Source organism: Streptomyces sp. NBC_00829, from assembly GCF_045161795.1.
GTDB lineage: Bacteria > Actinomycetota > Actinomycetes > Streptomycetales > Streptomycetaceae > Streptomyces.
The window spans coordinates 5,290,488-5,310,365 of record NZ_CP108867.1; the positions used below are offsets into that span (position 1 = coordinate 5,290,488).

13 protein-coding genes are annotated in these 19,878 nt (G+C 70.9%); 8 read left to right on the top strand and 5 right to left on the bottom strand.

Translation table 11 applies throughout. The features are described 5' to 3' along the window. Nucleotides 1-31 precede the first annotated feature (31 nt). The 3 genes from OG293_RS23555 to OG293_RS23565 all read left to right on the top strand — a co-directional run bounded on the left by OG293_RS23555 (nucleotide 32) and on the right by OG293_RS23565 (nucleotide 5,748). Complete coding sequence (locus OG293_RS23555) at nucleotides 32-3,739, top strand: ABC transporter ATP-binding protein (protein ID WP_406000777.1); 3,708 nt, start codon at nucleotides 32-34, stop codon at nucleotides 3,737-3,739. A 145-nt stretch (nucleotides 3,740-3,884) separates the two neighbouring features. Continuing rightward, nucleotides 3,885-4,229, top strand: a complete 345-nt coding sequence (locus OG293_RS23560; RefSeq protein ID WP_406003687.1) for a hypothetical protein — start codon at nucleotides 3,885-3,887, stop codon at nucleotides 4,227-4,229. A 97-nt stretch (nucleotides 4,230-4,326) separates the two neighbouring features. Then, nucleotides 4,327-5,748 (top strand): aminopeptidase, encoded by a 1,422-nt coding sequence (locus OG293_RS23565; RefSeq protein ID WP_406000778.1) that lies wholly within the window; start codon nucleotides 4,327-4,329, stop codon nucleotides 5,746-5,748. Nucleotides 5,749-5,844: 96 nt separating this feature from the next. On the opposite strand, the gene OG293_RS23570 is transcribed toward OG293_RS23565, so the two are convergent. The 5 genes from OG293_RS23570 to OG293_RS23590 form a co-directional block, all read right to left on the bottom strand. Then, the gene (locus tag OG293_RS23570; protein ID WP_406000779.1) at nucleotides 5,845-6,480 is read right to left on the bottom strand and encodes a hypothetical protein; all 636 of its coding nucleotides are present in this window, start codon (nucleotides 6,478-6,480) and stop codon (nucleotides 5,845-5,847) included. A gap of 133 nt (nucleotides 6,481-6,613) precedes the next feature. Continuing rightward, nucleotides 6,614-8,425, bottom strand: a complete 1,812-nt coding sequence (locus OG293_RS23575) for a glycoside hydrolase family 3 protein (protein WP_406000780.1) — start codon at nucleotides 8,423-8,425, stop codon at nucleotides 6,614-6,616. A 739-nt stretch (nucleotides 8,426-9,164) separates the two neighbouring features. Beyond that, entirely contained in the window at nucleotides 9,165-9,941 is a 777-nt protein-coding gene (locus OG293_RS23580; protein WP_406000781.1) for a sugar phosphate isomerase/epimerase family protein, read from the bottom strand. After that, nucleotides 9,938-10,873 (bottom strand): GNAT family N-acetyltransferase, encoded by a 936-nt coding sequence (locus tag OG293_RS23585; RefSeq protein ID WP_406000782.1) that lies wholly within the window; start codon nucleotides 10,871-10,873, stop codon nucleotides 9,938-9,940. Before OG293_RS23585 ends, OG293_RS23580 begins: the two co-directional genes overlap by 4 nt. 264 nt (nucleotides 10,874-11,137) lie before the next feature. Further along, on the bottom strand, nucleotides 11,138-12,202 hold the full coding sequence (locus tag OG293_RS23590; protein ID WP_406000783.1) for a LacI family DNA-binding transcriptional regulator: 1,065 nt from the start codon (nucleotides 12,200-12,202) through the stop codon (nucleotides 11,138-11,140). Nucleotides 12,203-12,357: 155 nt separating this feature from the next. On the opposite strand from OG293_RS23590, the gene OG293_RS23595 reads away from it, so the two are divergent. From OG293_RS23595 to OG293_RS23615, 5 genes are all read left to right on the top strand, one after another. Further along, complete coding sequence (locus OG293_RS23595) at nucleotides 12,358-13,509, top strand: Gfo/Idh/MocA family protein (protein WP_406000784.1); 1,152 nt, start codon at nucleotides 12,358-12,360, stop codon at nucleotides 13,507-13,509. After that, the gene (locus tag OG293_RS23600) at nucleotides 13,506-14,648 is read left to right on the top strand and encodes a dihydrodipicolinate synthase family protein (RefSeq protein ID WP_406000785.1); all 1,143 of its coding nucleotides are present in this window, start codon (nucleotides 13,506-13,508) and stop codon (nucleotides 14,646-14,648) included. Before OG293_RS23595 ends, OG293_RS23600 begins: the two co-directional genes overlap by 4 nt. Continuing rightward, the gene (locus tag OG293_RS23605; RefSeq protein ID WP_406000786.1) at nucleotides 14,645-15,472 is read left to right on the top strand and encodes a sugar phosphate isomerase/epimerase family protein; all 828 of its coding nucleotides are present in this window, start codon (nucleotides 14,645-14,647) and stop codon (nucleotides 15,470-15,472) included. Before OG293_RS23600 ends, OG293_RS23605 begins: the two co-directional genes overlap by 4 nt. A 362-nt stretch (nucleotides 15,473-15,834) precedes the next feature. Next, entirely contained in the window at nucleotides 15,835-18,057 is a 2,223-nt protein-coding gene (locus OG293_RS23610; RefSeq protein WP_406000787.1) for an ATP-dependent RecD-like DNA helicase, read from the top strand. A gap of 231 nt (nucleotides 18,058-18,288) precedes the next feature. Continuing rightward, entirely contained in the window at nucleotides 18,289-19,578 is a 1,290-nt protein-coding gene (locus OG293_RS23615) for a citrate synthase (protein ID WP_406000788.1), read from the top strand. The last annotated feature ends 300 nt before the right edge of the window (nucleotides 19,579-19,878 follow it).

A 19,878-nucleotide genomic window follows, 5' to 3' on the forward strand; every position in this document is an offset into this window, starting at 1 on the left:
GAACTGGATCAGGAAGACCGGGAGGCACCACGTGGCGGCGTCGGACCAAGGCTGGGCACGGAGGCTGTCCGGTTACGCCTGGCGTTACCGGCGTAATGTGCTGCTCGCGCTCGGCTCGTCGCTGGCCGGCATGGCCGTCATGGCGCTCGTCCCGCTGATCACCAAGGTCGTCATCGACGACGTGATCGGCGACCGGTCGCGGTCCGTGACCGTCTGGACCGGGCTTCTGATAGCCGCGGCCGTCGTCGTGTACGTCTTCACGTACATCCGCCGCTACTACGGCGGTCGTCTCGCCCTCGACGTCCAGCACGATCTGCGGACCGAGATGTACGACACGATCACCCGCCTGGACGGACGACGTCAGGACGAGCTCTCCACCGGCCAGGTAGTGGGCCGCGCCACCAGCGACCTCCAGCTCATCCAGGGCCTGCTCTTCATGCTCCCGATGACCATCGGGAACATCCTGCTCTTCCTCATCTCCCTGGTGATCATGGCGTGGCTGTCCCTGCCGCTCACCCTGATCGCCGTCGCCGTCGCGCCCGCCCTCTGGTACATCGCCAGGCACAGCCGGACCCGCCTGCACCCCGCCACCTGGTATGCCCAGAGTCAGGCCGCCGCCGTCGCGGGCGTCGTCGACGGCGCCGTCTCCGGCGTCCGGGTCGTCAAGGGCTTCGGCCAGGAGGACCAGGAGACCGGAAAGCTGCGCGAGGTGGGCAGAAAGCTGTTCGCGGGGCGGATGCGCACCATCCGGCTGAACGCGAAGTACACCCCCGCCCTGCAGGCCGTGCCCGCGCTCGGGCAGGTCGCGATGCTGGCGCTTGGCGGCTGGCTGGCCACCCGCGGCCAGATCACCCTCGGCACCTTCGTCGCCTTCTCCGCCTATCTCGCCCAACTCGTCGGCCCGGTCCGGATGCTCGCCGTGGTCCTGACCGTGGGCCAGCAGGCGAGGGCAGGAGTGGAGCGCGTACTGGAGCTCATCGACACCGAGCCGACGATGCGGGACGGCACCGAGGAGCTCCCGGCGAACGCGCCCGCCACCGTCGAGTTCGACGACGTGACCTTCGGATACGACGCGGAGCGCCCGGTCCTCGACGGCTTCTCGCTGGAGATCCGGCCGGGCGAGACCGTCGCCGTCGTCGGCTCCTCCGGCAGCGGCAAGTCCACCGTCTCGCTGCTGCTGCCCCGCTTCTACGACGTGACGCACGGCGCGGTCCTGGTCGGCGGCCACGATGTGCGCGAGCTGACCCTGGAATCACTGCGCGCGGCCATCGGCCTCGTGCCGGAGGACAGCTTCCTCTTCTCCGACACCGTGCGCGCGAACATCGCGTACGGAAAGCCGGACGCCACCCAGGAGGAGATCGAGACCGCGGCCCGCGCGGCCCAGGCCGACCGCTTCGTCGCCGAACTGCCGAACGGCTACGACACCAAGGTCGGCGAGCACGGCCTCACCCTCTCCGGCGGCCAGCGCCAGCGCATCGCGCTCGCCCGCGCGATCCTCACCGACCCCCGGCTGCTCCTCCTGGACGACGCCACCTCCGCCGTCGACGCCCGTGTCGAGCACGAGATCCACGAGGCCCTGCGCTCGGTCATGGCCGGACGCACCACCCTGCTGATCGCCCACCGGCGCTCCACCCTCGGTCTCGCCGACCGGATCGCGGTCCTGGACGGCGGCCGGCTCGCCGACATCGGCACGCACGAGGAGCTGACCCGGCGCTCCGCCCTGTACCGAAGGCTGCTGACCGACCCGGACGAGCTCGGCGGCGTGTCGCCCGGGCATCTGCCGCCGGCTACCGCGGAACCGGAGGAGGACCGGACCGTACGGGCCGAGCTGGACGCCGAGTTCGACGCCGAGCGCGGCATCACACCGGGCCTGTGGGAGCGCGAGGAGGCCATCGTGGAGTCCGCGGTCCCGGGCGCGACTCCCGAACTGCTCGCCCAGGTCGAGGCGCTGCCCCCGGCCACCGACACCCCCGAGGTCGACGAGGACCGGGCCGTGCGCGCCGAGCACGCCTACGGGCTGAGCCGACTGCTGCGCGGCTTCGGCCTTCCCCTGCTGGTCAGCCTGCTGCTGGTGGCGCTCGACGCGGGCATGGGCCTGCTGCTTCCCATCCTGATCCGGCACGGCATCGACGAGGGCGTCGAGCAGTTGGCGCTCGGCGCGGTGTGGGCCGCCTCCGGGCTCGCGCTCGGGACCGTGATCGTGCAGTGGGCCGCGCAGATCGGTGAGACCCGGATGACGGGCCGCACCGGCGAGCGCGTGCTCTACTCCCTGCGACTGAAGATCTTCGCCCAGCTCCAGCGCCTCGGACTCGACTACTACGAGCGCGAGCTGACCGGCCGGATCATGACCCGGATGACGACGGACGTGGACGCCCTGTCGACGTTCCTGCAGACGGGTCTGGTCACCGCGTTCGTCTCGGTGGTCACCTTCTTCGGGATCATGGCCGCGCTGCTCGTCATCGACCTCCAGCTGGCGCTGGTGGTCTTCGCGACGCTGCCGGTGCTGGCCATCGGCACGTACTTCTTCCGCAGCAAGAGCGTGAAGGCGTACGAGCTGGCCCGTGAGCGCATCAGCGTCGTCAACGCCGACCTTCAGGAGTCCGTGTCCGGGTTGCGCATCGTCCAGGCGTTCCGCCGCGAGCGCGACGGGGCCAAGCGGTTCGCCGACCGCAGCGACCACTACCGCCAGGCCCGCGTCCGCGGCCAGTGGCTGATCTCGGTCTACTTCCCGTTCGTCCAGCTGCTGTCCTCGGTGGCCGCGGCTGCCGTGCTGATCGTCGGCGCCGGCCGGATCGAGGCGGGCACGCTCACCACCGGCGCACTGGTCGCCTACCTCCTCTACATCGATCTGTTCTTCGCGCCCGTCCAGCAGCTGTCCCAGGTCTTCGACGGCTACCAGCAGGCGACGGTGTCGCTCGGACGGATCCAGGAGCTGCTCCAGGAACCGACCTCCACCGCGCCGGCCGAGCAGCCCCGCGGTGTCCCCTCCCTGCGCGGCGACATCGCCTTCGAGAACGTGTCCTTCGCCTACGGCGACGAGGAGGAGGCCCTGCGCGGTGTCGATCTGCGCATCCCGGCCGGGCAGACCGTCGCGTTCGTCGGCGAGACCGGCGCGGGCAAGTCGACGCTGGTCAAGCTGGTCGCGCGGTTCTACGACCCGACGAGCGGCGCGGTCACCGCCGACGGCACGGACCTGCGCGCGCTGGATCTGACGGCATACCGGCACCGGCTCGGAGTCGTCCCCCAGGAGGCGTACCTCTTCGCCGGCACCGTCCGGGACGCCATCGCGTACGGCCGCCCCGGCGCGAGCGACGCCGAGGTGGAGGCCGCGGCACGCGCCGTCGGCGCCCACGACATGATCGCCACCCTGGACGGCGGCTATCTGCACGAGGTCTCCGAGCGAGGCCGCAATCTCTCGGCCGGTCAGCGCCAGCTGATCGCGCTGGCCAGGGCCGAGCTCGTCGACCCCGATGTCCTGCTGCTCGACGAGGCGACCGCGGCCCTCGACCTCGCCACCGAGGCCCAGGTCAACCAGGCCACGGACCGTCTGACGGGCCGCCGCACCACGCTGGTCGTGGCCCACCGTCTGACCACGGCCGCCCGCGCGGACCGGGTGGTCGTCATGGACGCGGGCCAGGTCGTCGAGGACGGCACTCACGATGAGCTTTTGGCGCTGGACGGGCGGTACGCCCTGCTGTGGCGCACCTTCATCGGCGAGGACGAGCCCGCCGTCGTGTGACCGGTCGCCGGGCGTCGCAACCATTCGGGCAGCGGCTGCGTCGTACGCATGTACGGGGTGGTGGCGATGAGGAGCAAGCGTGTTCGGTGAGGCGGAGAGCGGACGACTCGGGCGGCGTCTGCTGTCGTGCGGCCTCGCCGTGTTCATGATGGTCGGCGCGCTCGTGATGGCCGGGCCCGGCGTCCAGCGCGCCGAGGCCGTCGCCTCCGCGTGCAGCGGCCGGCCGCTGAAGACCGTCACGTTCGCCACGGGCGAGTTGCGCGTCTACAAGAACCGGCAGTACGCCTGTGCCGTCACGATCGCCAGAAAGCCCGGCTCCCGCCGCGTCATGTCCGTCACGCTCCAGGCACGCGGCGGCCTTGCCGCACGCGAGACGGGCACCTTCAGGCGGCAGGCGGGACCCGTCACGGTCCACGCGCTCAACCGCTGCGTACGGGCCACCGGTTCCGTCGGTTCCATCGCCCGCTCGACCGGTTGGATCCTCTGCTGACCTGCGGCCCTAAAACAGGAGTGCAACTGGGGCTGGCGGGACGGGTGTTGCCCCCACTAGGTTCACCGCGACCACAGGTGGACCAAGGGGAGGGCCAATGCGCAAGGCATTCAGATGGCTGCTATCGCTCGTGGTGCTCATAGGCACCGTGAGCGCGGCCGGTGCGGCTACCGCCGCCGAGCCGACGGCCGGCACGGACATCAAGGACCGGATCCTGGCGATTCCGGGCATGAGTCTCATCGAGGAGAAGCCGTACCCGGGTTACCGGTACTTCGTCCTCACCTACACACAGCCGGTCGACCACCGGCACCCGGGCAAGGGCAGCTTCAAGCAGCGGATCACGCTGCTGCACAAGGACACCAACCGCCCCACCGTGATGTTCACCTCCGGCTACAACGTGAGCACCACCCCCCGCCGCAGTGAGCCGACGGCGATCATCGACGGCAACCAGGTCTCCGTGGAGTACCGGTTCTTCACTCCGTCCCGGCCCGACCCGGCCAACTGGTCCAAGCTCGACATCTGGCAGGCCGCGAGCGACCAGCACCGCATCTTCACCGCGCTGAAGGCGGTGTACGCCAAGAACTGGCTCACCACCGGCGGTTCCAAGGGCGGCATGACGGCCACGTACTACGAGCGCTTCTACCCGCGTGACATGGACGGCGTCGTCGCCTACGTCGCGCCGAACGACGTGGTCGACAAGGAGGACTCGGCGTACGACCGTTTCCTGGCCAACGTCGGCACCAAGGAGTGCCGCGACAAGCTGAACGGTGTGCAGCGCGAGGCCCTGGTGCGCCGCAAGCCGCTGGAGGCCCTGTACACCACGTACGCGGCGGACCACAAATACACCTTCAACACGGTCGGCTCGCTGGACAAGGCGTTCGAGGCGGTCGTCCTCGACTACACCTGGGCGTTCTGGCAGTACAGCCTGCTGGCCGACTGCGAGTCGATCCCGGTCGCCAGGACCGCGACCGACCAGCAGATCTGGGACAGCATCGACGCGATCTCCGGCTTCTCCTTCTACACCGACCAGGGCCTGGAGCCGTACACGCCGTACTACTACCAGGCAGGCACCGAACTCGGCTCGCCCGACATCAAGCAGCCGCACCTCAAGGGCCTGAGCCGGTACGGGTACCAGCCGCCGCGGAACTTCGTGCCGCGGGACATCCCGATGCGCTTCAAGCCGTTCGTGATGAACGACGTCGACCGCTGGGTGCGTCACAACGCCCGGCACATGATGTTCGTGTACGGCCAGAACGACCCGTGGGGCGCGGAGCAGTTCCGGCTCGGCAGGGGCGCGCGTGACAGCTATGTCTACGTCCAGCCCGGCGGCAACCACGGATCCAACGTGGCCGGTCTCGTGCCCGACCAGAACGCAGCCGCGACCGCGTCCATCCTGAAGTGGGCGGGCGTCGCCCCGGCCGCCGTCCAGCAGGACGAGGCGAAGGCGAAGCCGCTGACGAGGTTCGACGCGAAGCTCGACAAGCGCGACATCGAGCGGGAGCCCGCGCTGCGGCCGTGACCGGACGAGCGAGGGTGTGACCGCGCGAGCCTGTGGTGCGACCGCCGCGCCGCGTGACCGCGTGACCCGTGGGCCGCGCCCGCCGCCGAGTGATCCTCACACGCGGCGGGCGCAGCCCACCGGCTCGTTCCCGTCGAGACGCACATACAGGGCCGTGGACGGCGGGCACTGCGCCCTGCCCTCCACCGCGGACGCCACCCTGAACTCCGGTGCCCGCGCCCCCGATCCGTCGCAGGCCGTCTCCTTCACCTGGCCCTTGCTCGCGCCGTAGACGCAGTCGCCGACGACGGTGTGCGGGCCGCCGCCCCCGCCCGGGTCGCCCGGATGCGGAGGCTCCAGATTGCGCATACAGGCGTATCCCTGGCCGACCTCTCCGTCGCCGTCCTCGTCGGCCGAGCGACGGCTGTCGGAGATGTGCAGCACGAAGTCGGTGTCGGCCGGGCAGGCGGGACCGGCCGTTGACCGGCCCCCGTACCGCGCGGTCACCCGGGCCACCGACTTCTCGCTGGTGCAGGACACCTCGTGGACATCCCGGCCGCGCGAGGCGCAGTCGCCGCGCCCGAGGAAGACCAGGCCGTATCCCGCAGACGTGGGGGAGGGGCTCGCGATGCTGCCGGCCGCGGCCCCGGTGCGTCCGCTCGCCTGCTGGCACCCGGCGGTGAGGGTCCCCACCAGGGCGAGTACCAGGACGAAGGTGCTCCCCGCCCCTGCCGGCTTCCGCTGCGCGCCCATCCGTACCCCCGAGCCCCGACACTCCGGCCGGTGGGTCCAGCGTGACCCGTCGGGACGGGCCACGCCAGATGTGTGGGGCAATTCCTCATATGTGGGGGGAGTGCGCCGGTGGCGGGCTGCCGGTGCGCCTACGTCAGTCGTACGAGAGGCCGTGGCCGACGGGATACAGCACCTGAAGCGGATCGTCCGCACGCTGCACCGGCACCGGAAGCCGCCCTTCCGGGTCGACGCGGCCCGCGATCACCCGCGCCGCGGCGCGCAGTTCGACATCGGTCCAGCAGTACGCGGCCAGCGCCGCCCGCACGCCGGCGAGCTGCGCGATGTCGTACGGATTGCGGATCGACAGCGCCACCAGCGGCACTCCGGTCGCGGCGAGCCGGGTCACCAGGGTGCGCTGGGGGCTGGTGGCCGTGACGTTGTAGGTGGCGACGATCACCGCGTCCCTGCCGCCGGCCGCCGCCACCGCCTGGTCGATCGTGGCCGCGGTCGGCGTGATGCCGGTCGGCAGCGCGGTCGCGGTGAACCCCAGGTCGGTCAGCGCCTTGGCAAGGACGGCGGTCGGCGGTCCGGTCGTCCCGGTGGGTGAGGCGGGATCCGCGCCGACCACCAGCAGCCGGGGCTGGCGGCGCCGGTTCAGTGGCAGCAGCCCGCCCTCGTTGACCAGCAGGGTCGTCGTGCCCTCGGCGATCCTGTCGGCGGCGGCGAGATGCGCGCGGGTGCCGACGGTGTGCTCCACCTTCCGGTCCGAGACGAACGGGTCGCGGAACAGACCCAGCTTCTCCTTGAGGCACAGGATGCGCAGGATCGATTCGTCGAGGCGGGCCACCGTCAGCTCGCCGCTTCTGACCGCGCCGAGGACACCGTTCCAGGCGACGGCCAGGTCCGGCGGGTTGAGTAACTGGTCCACCCCAGCCTTGAGGGCGAGCACCGGCACCCGGTGGTCGCCGTACTTGTCCCGCACGCCCTGCATGTTGAGCGCGTCGGTGACCACCACCCCGTCGTAGCCCAGCTCCTCGCGCAGGATGCCGGTGAGGATGGGACGCGACAGCGTCGCCGGGTCGTTGCTCGGGTCCAGCGCCGGGAACTGGATGTGCGCCGTCATGATCGAGTCGATCCCGTCGGCGATCGCCGCGCGGAACGGCGGGGCGTCGGTCTCCTCCCACTGCTCACGGGTGTGGGTGATGACCGGGATGCCCGTGTGACTGTCGACGGTGGTGTCGCCGTGCCCCGGGAAATGCTTCGAGGTCGCGGCGATGCCCGCGCTCTGATAGCCCCTCACCTGCGCGGCGACGAGCGCGGCCACCGCGTCCGGGTCGGCGCCGAAGGAGCGCACGCCGATCACGGGGTTGGCGGGATTGACGTTGACGTCGGCGACGGGGGCGTAGTTCTGGCGGATGCCCATCGCGGCGAGCTCGGCCCCGGCGATCCGGGCGGCGGCCCGGGCATCCGACCGCGACCCGCCCGCGCCGAGCGCCATCGCTCCGGGCAGCAGGGTCGCGGGGCGGCCGACACGGGCCACGATGCCGTGCTCCTGGTCGGTGGAGATCAGCAGTGGCAGGGGCGTGGGCTGGGCCAGTCCGGCCCGCTGGATGCCGTTGGACAGACCGGCGATCTGGTGCGGATCGCGGGTGTTGTGCGCCCAGGTGAAGTAGATGATCCCGCCGACGTGGTACTTGGCGACAAGCTCGGCGGCCGTGCGGACGCCCATCTCCTTGAGGTTCAGGTCGATGTCGGCCTGGTCGGGGGTAGTGGCGGAGTGCCCGTACACCCGCATCACGAAGAGCTGGCCGACCTTCTCTTCCAGGCTCATCCGGGAGATGAGCCGCCTGAGCCGGTCGTGGTGCGCCGTGGCGCCGACGGCGGGCGCCGAGGCGGCGCCGACCACTACGGCGGTCGCGGCGGTCGCGGTGAAAAGTGTGCGTCTGGTGAGGCTCCGGTCGTGCATCTGGCTCCTTCCGGCCTTGCTTGCGGCCTTGCCTGACAAGGGAGTTGAAGGAAACTTCCAAAGACACACGGATAGCCCGAAAATTACTGCCAGGTCAAGGGTGTGGCAACAGAAAAGCGACACGCCACGCGGAAGGTCACTTGGACGGGGGTCCGCCACCGGTGCTGTCGCAGGGGGCGCGCCGGTGGCGGTGTGCTGCCGGCCGCAGGCGGCTGGAGAGGGGTGGTCGGCGATCGCAGCCGGCAGCGAGGCCGACACCGCACTGCGGAGACTCACCGGGCAGTACGGCCCGTTGGACGCAGCGGCGGTGGGGTGGGTTCCCCGGGGCGCGGGGCGTCCGGGAATTGGTACGGGAGGCGCCACGGGGGGTGCTCTTGGCCTCAGGGGTTCGGGCGGGGCGTCCTTCCGCGCCCCGGGCCGCGACGCTTCGGCCCCGTCCGCCGGACGGTCCGTGGGTTCCCGTCCGCCGGACGGTCCGTGGGTTCCTGTTCCCGGACGGTCCGCGGGTTCCCGTCCGCCGGACGGTCCGTGGGTTCCCGTTCCCGAAGGGTCCGTGGGTTCCCGTCCGCCGGACGGTCCGTGGGTTCCCGTTCCCGAAGGGTCCGTGGGTTCCCGTCCGCCGGACGGTCCGTGGGTTCCCGTTCCCGAAGGGTCCGCGGGTTCCGGGTGGGCCCGCGGGGTCCGTTCCCGGTCGGCCCGCGGTTTCCCGGACCGTCGCGGTTTCCCGGTCGCCGCCGGATCAGAGCAGGCCGAGCAGATGCTCCCGCCCCGGCACCAGCAGTCCCGGCAGATCCGCCGACCCCGGGTACCAGCGCTTCTCGTACTCCCAGCACAGCCACGTCTCCTCGGTGAGCGTGGCCAGGGACTCGGCGATCGGCAGCACCCCGGCCCCCAGCGGCAGCGGGGACAGATCCTCCGCCGAGGCGACGTCCTTGACCTGCACATAACCCAGGAAGGGCGCGAGCGCCGCGTGCGCCGCCGCGGGGGTCTCGCCGTCGAGCCAGGGGCCCACGACGTCCCAGATCGCGCCCGCGTTCTTGTGGCCGACGGGCCCCAGGATGCGGGACACGGCCGCGCCGCTGCGGTGCGAGTCGTGGGTCTCCAGCAGGATCCGTACGCCGAGCCCGGCCGCCGTCTCGGCCGCGGCCCCCAGACGGCGGGCGGCGGTGGCCTCGGCGACGGCCGGATCCTGGTCGCCGCCGCCGGGGAAGACCCGTACGTTCGACGCGCCCACGTCCCGTGCCAGCCGCAGGAGGCCGTCGATCTCCGCGTACACGGGAGCGTCGTCACCGGCCGCCCCGACGCCCACGTACCCGCAGACGGTCAGGATCTCGATGCCGGCCCGGTCGAACTCCCCGACCACGGCGGCCCGTTCCTGCGCTCCGATTCCCGGGTGGACCGGCTCCTCGGGATCGGCGCGCAGTTCGACGCCCTGGTATCCGGTGTCGGCGGCGAGAGCGACCACGTCGGGGACCGGCATGCCCGGTACGCCAAGGGTGGAGAACGCGAACTTCACTTGATCGTTCCTTCCTGCAGGGGCAGCCGCCAGTCCTGGCCGACCAGATCCGCTCCGTAGGAGCGGTGCGGTTTCTCGGTGACGAGGGTGAACCCGGCCCGCTGGTAGATCCGGCGGGCGCCGGTCAGTACGTCGTTGGTCCACAGCACCAGTTCCCGGTACCCCACATCGCGCGCGAAATCCACGACGGCGCGCACAAGCCGGTCGCCGAGCCCGTGTCCGCGGGCCTCGGGTTCCACCAGAAGGAGCCTCAGCCGCGCGGTCGCGGGGGCGTCGTCCCGTACACACATGACCGATCCCACGGGCCGGCCGTCCAGCTCCGCGATCCACACCCGTTCCAGGTGCGGGTCGTGGTCCTCGGCGAAGTCCGCGACGATCCGGGCGACGAGCCCCTCGAAGCCCGCGTTCCAGCCGTACTCGGCGGCGTAGAGCGCTCCGTGCCGCTGCACGATCCACCCCAGGTCGCCGGGTCCGGGCTCGCGCAGGACGGGGCCTTCGCGGTGAGCTGGCCTGCCGCGGCCGAGGATCTCGCGCACGGCCCGCATCGCTTCGAGCAGCCGCAGCCGCTCTGCCTCGGTCACATCGGCGAGCAGCGACCCGACGGCCTCGCGCGACCGCTGGTCGAGCAGGGCGGCGGCCTCGCGCCCACGAGGGGTGAGGGTGATCCGCTGCCGCCGGGGGTCCGCCTCGGAGGGCGCCCGCCCGACCAGACCGTCCCGCTCGAACCTGGCGAGCAGCCTGCTCAGATACCCGGCGTCGAGGGACAGTTCCCCGCGCAGGTCGGCGGCATCGGTCCGGGGGCTGTGGGCGAGCTCGTACAGGACGCGGGCCTCGGTGAGGGTGTACGGCGTGTAGAGGTGCTTGCTGTAGTCGAGTGCGCCGATGAGATTGGTGTAGAAGCGGTTGAAGGCGCGGATTTCCTGGATCGGCATCAGCTGCTCCGGGCTGGTTACTCCGGATCTGTCCTTGACTCAGTCAACGGTAAGGGGCGGATGCGGCGCGCACAAGAACCGGGTGGGGACATGGACTCCGCACGGCGATCCGGCCGTTGGGCGGCTTCCTCCGGGACGCGCTGAACCGGTCGCCGTCGGCTGATCGGCCGTCGGGTCGGGACCACGGACCGGGGGTGGTGTGCCTCGCCGCGGCGGCCATACGGATCGCCGCGCCCGGTCAGGCCGTTGTCCGGAAGCGCCCCCTCACCCCTTCCGCGGCGGAGCCGTCGAATTCCGCGCCATCAGTTCCGCCGGAATGGTCGCGATGCCGCCCGGCGGCGGGGCCTCGTTGCCCATCGCCAGCCGGCCAGCACGCGCCCCCGCCTCGTACAGCGGCAGCCGGACCGTCGTCAGCGCCGGTACCGCGTCCACCGAGAACGGGAGGTCGTCGAAGCCTGCCACCGAGATGTCCTCGGGGATGCGAAGCCCCTGGTCGCGCAGGGCCGCGCAGGCGCCCAGTGCCACTGTGTCGTTCGCGGCGACGATCGCCGTCAGGCCGGGCTCGCGGCGCAGCAGTTCGAGCGTCGCTTCGTAGCCGGAGCGCCGGGCGTACGGGCCGTGCACGGTGAGCCGGTCCTGGTCCTCGTCGACGCCCGCCGCGGCCAGCGCCGCCCGGTGGCCCTCCAGCCGGTGCCGGGTCGTCGTGCGCTCCGTCGGCCCCGCCACATAGCCGATCCGCCGGTGCCCGAGTGTGACCAGGTGCTCCGTGAGCCGCCGTCCGCCGCCCCGGTTGTCGAAGGCGAGCGCGGCGGCGACCGACTCGCTGCCGGGCAGCGGCGGCCTCCCGCAGAGCACGATGCGGGTGCCCGCGTCCGCGAGCTTCGCCAGTTTCGCGGCCATCGCCGCGATGTGGCCGGGGTCCTCCAGCGCGCCGCCCGTCAGCACGACCGCCGCGGCCCGCTGCCGCTGGAGCAGGGTGAGGTAGGTCAGTTCGCGCTCCGGCGAGCCGTTGGTGTTGCAGACGACGGCCAGTTTCTCGCCGCCCGCGCGCCCCGTGCCCTCCTGGCCGCCGATCTCGGTCTGGGCGGCCCCGGCCATGATCCCGAAGAAGGGGTCGGCGATGTCGTTGACAAGGATGCCCACCAGGTCCGACGTGGCCGCGGCGAGCGAACTCGCGGGCCCGTTCAGTACGTAGTCCAACTCGTCGACCGCTCGCAGCACCCGCTCCCGCGTCGACGCCGCGACCGGGTAGTTGCCGTTGAGCACACGGGAGACGGTGGCCGGGGACACCCGGGCGCGCGCCGCGACATCCGCCAGGGTGACTGTCATCGCTTTCCTCCGCGGGAGATGGAACCGGGCCCTTGTCCAGGCCGCTGTCGGCAGGCTAGCGTCATACCGTGCAGAAAGCGCTTGCTACAGCCGTATCGCGGGAACACGGCCGTAACGAGGGATCGCCGAGCACCGTGGGACGTGGAGGCAGCTTCGTGACACACAGGACAGTGCGGATCGCCATGAACGGCGTCACGGGTCGGATGGGATACCGCCAGCACCTGGTGCGCTCCCTCCTCGCCATCCGCGAACAGGGCGGACTCGACCTGGGCGACGGCGACGTCCTGTGGCCCGAGCCCGTCCTCGTGGGCCGTCGCGAGCACGCGCTGCGGGAGATCGCCGAGCGCCACGGCCTCGACCATGTCTCCACCGACCTGGACGCCGTCCTCGCGGACGAGAGCATCGACATCTACTTCGACGCGCAGGTCACCTCAGCCCGCGTCGCCGCGATCAAGCAGGCCGTGGCGGCGCGCAAGCACATCTACACCGAGAAGCCGACCGCCACCGACGTCGCCGGCGCGCTGGCCCTGGCCCGGCTCGCCGACGCCGCCGGCGTCAAGCACGGCGTCGTCCAGGACAAGATCTTCCTGCCGGGTCTGCTGAAGCTGAAGCGCCTCGTCGACGGCGGCTTCTTCGGCCGGATCCTCTCCGTGCGCGGGGAGTTCGGCTACTGGGTCTTCGAGGGCGACTGGCAGGAGGCGCAGCGCCCGAGCTGGAACTACCGCGCCGAGGACGGCGGCGGCATCACCGTCGACATGTTCCCGCACTGGGAGTATGTGCTCCACGAGCTGTTCGGCCGGGTGACGAGCGTGAGCGCGCAGGTCGCCACGCACATCCCGCAGCGCTGGGACGAGCGCGGCAGGCCGTACGACGCGACCGCGGACGACTCCGCGTACGGCATCTTCCAGCTGGAGGGCGGTGCCGTCGCCCAGATCAACTCCTCCTGGACGGTACGGGTGATGCGCGACGAGCTGGTGGAGTTCCAGGTCGACGGCACCGACGGCTCCGCCGTCGCCGGACTGCGCCGCTGCCGCGTCCAGCACCGCTCCGCCACCCCCAGGCCGGTCTGGAACCCGGACCTGCCCGCCACGGAGCCCTTCCGGGACCAGTGGCAGGAAGTGCCGGACAACGGCGAGTTCGAGAACGGCTTCAAGACGCAGTGGGAGCTGTTCCTGCGCCATGTCGCGCTCGACGAGCCGTACCGCTGGGACCTGCTGGCGGGCGCGCGCGGGGTGCAGCTCGCCGAGCTCGGGCTGAAGTCGTCGGCCGAGGGCCGTCGCTTCGACGTGCCGGAGCTGTCGCTGTGACGATCCGCCTCCCGCACGGGACGTACGAACCACGCACCGACCCGGCCGTGTTCACTCCCGGGGCTCCTCCGGTGTCCCGTACGGTCTTCTCGGCGGCGCATGTCGTGGCCGACCCGTACGCAGACAACGCCTGGGACGCGCCCGCCGCCGTCGACTGGGACGCCACGCTCGCCTTCCGCCGCCATCTGTGGGCGCACGGCCTCGGCGTCGCGGAGGCGATGGACACCGCCCAGCGCGGAATGGGACTGGACTGGGCGGGCGCGGCCGAACTGGTCCGGCGCTCGGCCGCGGAGGCGAGGACGGTGGGCGGCCGTATCGCCTGCGGAGCGGGCACCGATCAGCTCGGGCCCGCGGGCGGCACCCTCGCCGAGGTACGTGCCGCGTACGAGGAGCAGCTGGCGCTCGTCGAGGAGACCGGCTCGCAGGCGATCCTGATGGCGTCACGGGCTCTCGCCTCCGCCGCGCGCACCCCCGACGACTACTCATCCCTGTACGGCCACCTGCTGCGGCAGGCGTCGGAGCCCGTGATCCTGCACTGGCTCGGTCCCGTGTTTGACCCGGCCTTGGAGGGCTACTGGGGTTCGACCGACCTCGACGCGGCGACCGAGACGTTTCTGGAGGTCGTCGCCGGGCACCCGGGCAAGGTCGACGGCATCAAGCTCTCGCTGCTGGACGCCGAGTGCGAGACCGAGCTCCGCCGCCGGCTGCCCCAGGGCGTGCGGTGCTACACGGGGGACGACTTCCACTACCCGGAGCTGATCGCGGGCGACGAACGCCACTTCAGCCACGCCCTGCTGGGGATCTTCGACCCGCTTGGTCCGCTGGCCGCACACGCGGTAAGGGTCCTGGACGCCGGCGACGTGTCGGGCTTCCGGGAACTCCTCGACCCCACGGTCGAACTGTCCCGCCACCTCTTCCGGGCACCGACCCGCTACTACAAGACGGGCGTGGTCTTCCTGGCCTGGCTGGGAGGCCATCAGGACCACTTCACGATGGTCGGGGGCCTCCAGTCGGCCCGGTCGCTCCCGCATCTGGCGAAGGCGTACGAACTGGCCGACGGGCTCGGTCTGTTCCCGGACCCGCAGCTCGCCGAGTCGCGTATGAAGTCCCTGCTCGCGGTGTACGGAGTGGACCGATGACCCTTGACCGCCTCAGCATCAACCAGATGACCGTCAGGCAGCTGAGCCTGCCCGAACTGGCCGGGGCCTGCCGACGCCTGGGCATCGGGTCCGTGGGCCTGTGGCGCGAACCGGTCCAGGCGTACGGCGTCGAGGCGACGGCGAAGCTCGTGCGGGACGCCGGGCTGACGGTGACCAGCCTCTGCCGCGGCGGCTTCCTCACCGCGACCGACCCGCGGCGGCGGGCGCGCGCCCTGGCCGACAACCGCGCGGCGATCGACGAGGCGGCGACCCTGGGTACGGACACCCTGGTCCTCGTGGCGGGCGGACTTCCGCCGGACAGCCGCGATCTGGCGGCGGCCAGGGAGCGCGTCGCGGACGCGCTGGAGGTGCTCGCGCCCCGCGCGGGGGAGCGGGGGGTACGGCTGGCCATCGAGCCGCTGCACCCGATGTACGCAGCGGACCGGTGCGTGGTCTCCACGCTGACGCAGGCGCTCGGTCTCGCGGAACGGTTCCCGGCGTCGCAGGTGGGCGTGGTGGTGGACACGTACCACATCTGGTGGGACGACTCGGCTCCCGCGGCGGTGGCACGGGCGGGTGAGCGGGGCCGAATCCATGCCTTCCAACTGGCCGACTGGACGACGCCGTTGCCCGAGGGTGTCCTGAACGGCCGGGGGCAGCTGGGGGACGGGGCGGTCGACCTGCGGGGGTGGCGGAGCCGGGTGGACGCGGCCGGGTTCACGGGTGCGATCGAGGTCGAGCTGTTCAACGAGGGCTTGTGGGCGCGGGACGGGCGCGAGGTGCTGGAGGAGACGGCGGGGCGGTATGTGGAGCACGTGCTCTGACGGGGCGGCTTACGTCGCGTGTGGCCGGTCGACGACCAGCACGTTCGGCTCATCCTTCTCCAGAGATCCACTCATGAGCCAAACGCTCCGACTGCCCTGTTTTGTCAGCATCGGAGATTCCGGAAAAACAACTGCCCGCAGTCGTGCAACCCTTTCCGGGTGACGCGTGTCGTACTGGTCATCAGGGCTCCAGGGAGGGGATCTGGGGGACCAGGGAGCTCTTGACGGAGGGGGAATGGAGGGGCCCGGCCGCGACGGCCGGGCCTCCTCGACCGTTCGGGGACGGGAGTTGTCCACAGGGCGGCCGGAATCGTTGTCCACAGGCCGCCCGCGGTGTCGGACCCCGGCGGTAGCGTCGGATCATGTCCAATTCGACGGTGTCCAACCTGGCAGTCCTCGAGGGGGTCCTGGAGCGGATCACCTACGCGAACGAGGAGAACGGCTACACGGTCGCCCGCGTCGACACCGGCCGCGGCGGCGGCGATCTCCTCACCGTGGTCGGCTCGCTGCTCGGCGCGCAGCCGGGCGAGTCCCTGCGCATGGAGGGCCGCTGGGGCTCCCACCCGCAGTACGGCAAGCAGTTCACCGTGGAGAACTACACCACGGTCCTGCCGGCCACGATCCAGGGCATCCGCCGCTATCTCGGCTCGGGCCTGATCAAGGGCATCGGCCCCAGAATCGCCGAGCGGATCGTCGAGCACTTCGGCGTCGACACCCTCGACATCATCGAGCAGCAGCCGAAGAAGCTCATCGAGGTCCCCGGACTCGGGCCGAAGCGGACACAGTTGATCGGCGTCGCCTGGGAGGAGCAGAAGGCCATCAAGGAGGTCATGGTCTTCCTCCAGGGCGTCGGCGTCTCGACCTCCATCGCGGTGCGCATCTACAAGAAGTACGAGGACGCCTCGATCTCGGTCGTGAAGAACCAGCCGTACCGCCTCGCGGCCGACGTGTGGGGCATCGGCTTCCTCACCGCCGACAGGATCGCGCAGTCGGTCGGCATTCCGCACGACAGCCCGGAGCGCGTCAAGGCCGGCCTGCAGTACGCCCTGTCGCAGTCCACCGACCAGGGCCACTGCTTCCTGCCCGAGGAGCAGCTGATCGCGGACGCGGTCAAGCTGCTCCAGGTGGACACCGGCCTTGTCATCGAGTGCCTCGCCGAGCTGGCCGGCGAGGAGGAAGGGGTGGTGCGGGAGACGGTGCCCGCCCCCGACGGCGGCGAGCCGTTGACGGCGGTCTATCTGGTGCCCTTCCACCGCGCCGAGATCTCCCTCGCGGCCCAGCTGGGCCGGCTGCTGCGGGCCGCCGACGACCGCATGTCCGCCTTCCAAGACGTCGCCTGGGACAAGGCCCTGACCTGGCTGGCGGAGCGCACGGGCGCGGAGCTCGCGCCCGAGCAGGAGCAGGCGGTCCGTCTCGCCCTCACCAGCAAGGTGGCCGTCCTCACCGGCGGCCCCGGCTGCGGCAAGTCGTTCACCGTCCGCTCCATCGTGGAGCTGGCCCGCGCCAAGAAGGCGAAGGTGGTGCTCGCGGCTCCGACCGGGCGCGCGGCCAAGCGGCTGTCCGAGCTCACCGGGGCCGAAGCCTCCACCGTGCACCGGCTGCTGGAGCTCAGACCCGGCGGGGACGCCGCATACGACCGTGACCGGCCGCTGGAGGCGGATCTGGTCGTGGTCGACGAGGCGTCCATGCTCGATCTGCTGCTGGCCAACAAGCTGGTCAAGGCGGTAGCTCCCGGCGCGCATCTGCTGCTGGTGGGGGATGTGGACCAGTTGCCGAGCGTCGGTGCGGGCGAGGTGCTGCGCGATCTGCTCGCGGACGGCGGCCCGGTGCCCCGCGTCCGGCTGACGCGCATCTTCCGCCAGGCCCAGCAGTCCGGCGTCGTCACCAACGCCCACCGCATCAACTCCGGCTCGCACCCGATCACTTCGGGGCTCTCCGATTTCTTCCTCTTCGTGGAGGAGGAGACGGAGGACGCGGGGAAGCTCACCGTGGACGTGGCGGCACGCCGGATCCCCGCGAAGTTCGGGCTCGACCCGCGGCGCGATGTGCAGGTGCTCGCCCCGATGCACCGCGGCCCGGCCGGCGCCGGCACACTCAACGGCCTGCTCCAGCAGGCGATCACGCCCGCGCGGCCGGACCTCCCCGAGAAGCGCTTCGGCGGCCGGGTGTTCCGCGTCGGCGACAAGGTCACCCAGATTCGCAACAATTACGATAAAGGCAAGAACGGCGTCTTCAACGGCACGGTCGGCGTGGTCACCTCGCTCCAGCTGGACGACCAGCGGCTGACGGTGCTGACGGACGAGGACGAGGAGGTTCCGTACGACTTCGACGAACTGGACGAGCTGGCACACGCCTACGCCGTGACCATCCATCGCTCGCAGGGCAGCGAATACCCCGCGGTGGTGATCCCGGTCACCACCGGAGCGTGGATGATGCTCCAGCGGAACCTCCTCTACACGGCGGTCACCCGGGCCCGGAAACTTGTGGTGCTGGTCGGCTCGCGCAAGGCGATAGGACAGGCGGTGCGCACCGTTTCCGCAGGCAGACGCTTCACGGCGCTCGACCACCGGCTGGCCGGAGGCTGAGGGGGAGAGGCTGCGCCGGCCGGGGGAAGCGCTCGGGCCCCGCACGGGGCGGAAGTGACCACCCGGCTTCCGGAAGCAGGGCGAAGGGGGCAAGATGAGCAGGTTGGCGGCACTGAGTGCCGCCAATAGGCCCAATGGTCGACCCCGAGTGCACTCTCCTGAGCCAAATGGGGGATGGTAGAGACAGTCAGGGCACCTCGAAGAAGAGGCACTACGTCGGTGAGGGATGACGTGAGCGACAACTCTGTAGTACTGCGGTACGCGGACGGTGAATACACCTACCCGGTGGTCGACAGCACCGTCGGTGACAAGGGCTTCGACATCGGGAAGCTCCGAGCCAATACCGGTCTGGTGACCCTGGACAGTGGATACGGCAATACCGCCGCCTATAAATCCGCGGTCACCTACCTCGACGGCGAGAAGGGCATCCTGCGCTACCGCGGTTACCCCATCGAGCAGCTGGCCGAGCGCTCCACCTTCCTCGAGGTGGCGTACCTGCTGATCAACGGCGAACTCCCGACGGTCGACGAGCTGTCGGCCTTCAGGGGCGAGATCACCCAGCACACGCTGCTGCACGAGGACGTCAAGCGGTTCTACGGCGGATTCCCGCGCGACGCCCACCCGATGGCGATGCTGTCGTCCGTGGTCAGCGCGCTGTCGACGTTCTACCAGGACAGCCATAACCCGTTCGACGAGAAGCAGCGTCATCTCTCCACGGTCCGGCTGCTGGCCAAGCTGCCCACGATCGCGGCGTACGCGTACAAGAAGTCGATCGGCCACCCCTTCGTCTACCCGCGTAACGACCTCGGGTATGTGGAGAACTTCCTGCGGATGACCTTCTCGGTCCCCGCCCAGGAGTACGAGCTCGACCCGGTCGTCGTCTCGGCGCTCGAAAAGCTGCTGATCCTTCACGCGGACCACGAGCAGAACTGCTCGACCTCCACCGTGCGTCTGGTCGGTTCCTCCCAGGCGAACATGTTCGCCTCGATCTCCGCCGGTATCAGCGCCCTGTGGGGCCCGCTGCACGGTGGCGCCAACCAGTCGGTGCTGGAGATGCTTGAGGGCATCCAGGCCAACGGCGGCGACGTGGACTCCTTCATCCGCAAGGTGAAGAACAAGGAGGACGGCGTTCGCCTGATGGGCTTCGGCCACCGCGTCTACAAGAGCTTCGACCCGCGCGCGAAGATCATCAAGGCGGCGGCGCACGATGTCCTCTCGGCGCTCGGCAAGTCCGACGAGCTGCTCGACATCGCACTCAAGCTGGAGGAGCACGCGCTCTCCGACGACTACTTCGTCTCGCGCAACCTCTACCCGAACGTGGACTTCTACACGGGCCTGATCTACCGCGCCATGGGCTTCCCCACCGAGATGTTCACCGTGCTCTTCGCGCTCGGCCGTCTCCCGGGCTGGATCGCCCAGTGGCACGAGATGATCAAGGAGCCGGGTTCCCGCATCGGCCGCCCGCGCCAGATCTACACCGGCGAGGTCCTGCGCGACTTCGTCCCGGTCGAGGCCCGCTGACCCCTCCTCGCGCCCCGCGGTCCTCAAGGGGCCGCGGAGGGCCGAGGCCCTGTGTGAACAGCGGAAAGCGCCCCGCTGCCGATCCCCCCACGGGTCGGCGGGCGGGGCGCTTCCCATATCCCCGGAGCGGATTCCCCCCACGGGATCCGGCCGGGCGTCTGCTGGCTGCAGAAGCTCCTCACGCGGTCTGCCGGGGTACGTACGCACGGGAGGGCCGCTCAAAGCTCCCCGGGCACGTGCCCCGGCCAACGCTTGCCTGGGACGTCCCCCAAGACATCCCATGAACGTCCCCCAAGACGT

Coding starts and splice junctions, on each gene's coding strand:
- OG293_RS23560 (WP_406003687.1), top strand. CDS start 3,885: ATGATGGTCGGCGCGCTCGTGATGGCCGGGCCCGGCGTCCAGCGCGCC.
- OG293_RS23565 (WP_406000778.1), top strand. CDS start 4,327: ATGCGCAAGGCATTCAGATGGCTGCTATCGCTCGTGGTGCTCATAGGC.
- OG293_RS23570 (WP_406000779.1), bottom strand. CDS start 6,480: ATGGGCGCGCAGCGGAAGCCGGCAGGGGCGGGGAGCACCTTCGTCCTG.
- OG293_RS23575 (WP_406000780.1), bottom strand. CDS start 8,425: ATGCACGACCGGAGCCTCACCAGACGCACACTTTTCACCGCGACCGCC.
- OG293_RS23585 (WP_406000782.1), bottom strand. CDS start 10,873: ATGCCGATCCAGGAAATCCGCGCCTTCAACCGCTTCTACACCAATCTC.
- OG293_RS23590 (WP_406000783.1), bottom strand. CDS start 12,202: ATGACAGTCACCCTGGCGGATGTCGCGGCGCGCGCCCGGGTGTCCCCG.
- OG293_RS23605 (WP_406000786.1), top strand. CDS start 14,645: ATGACCCTTGACCGCCTCAGCATCAACCAGATGACCGTCAGGCAGCTG.
- OG293_RS23610 (WP_406000787.1), top strand. CDS start 15,835: ATGTCCAATTCGACGGTGTCCAACCTGGCAGTCCTCGAGGGGGTCCTG.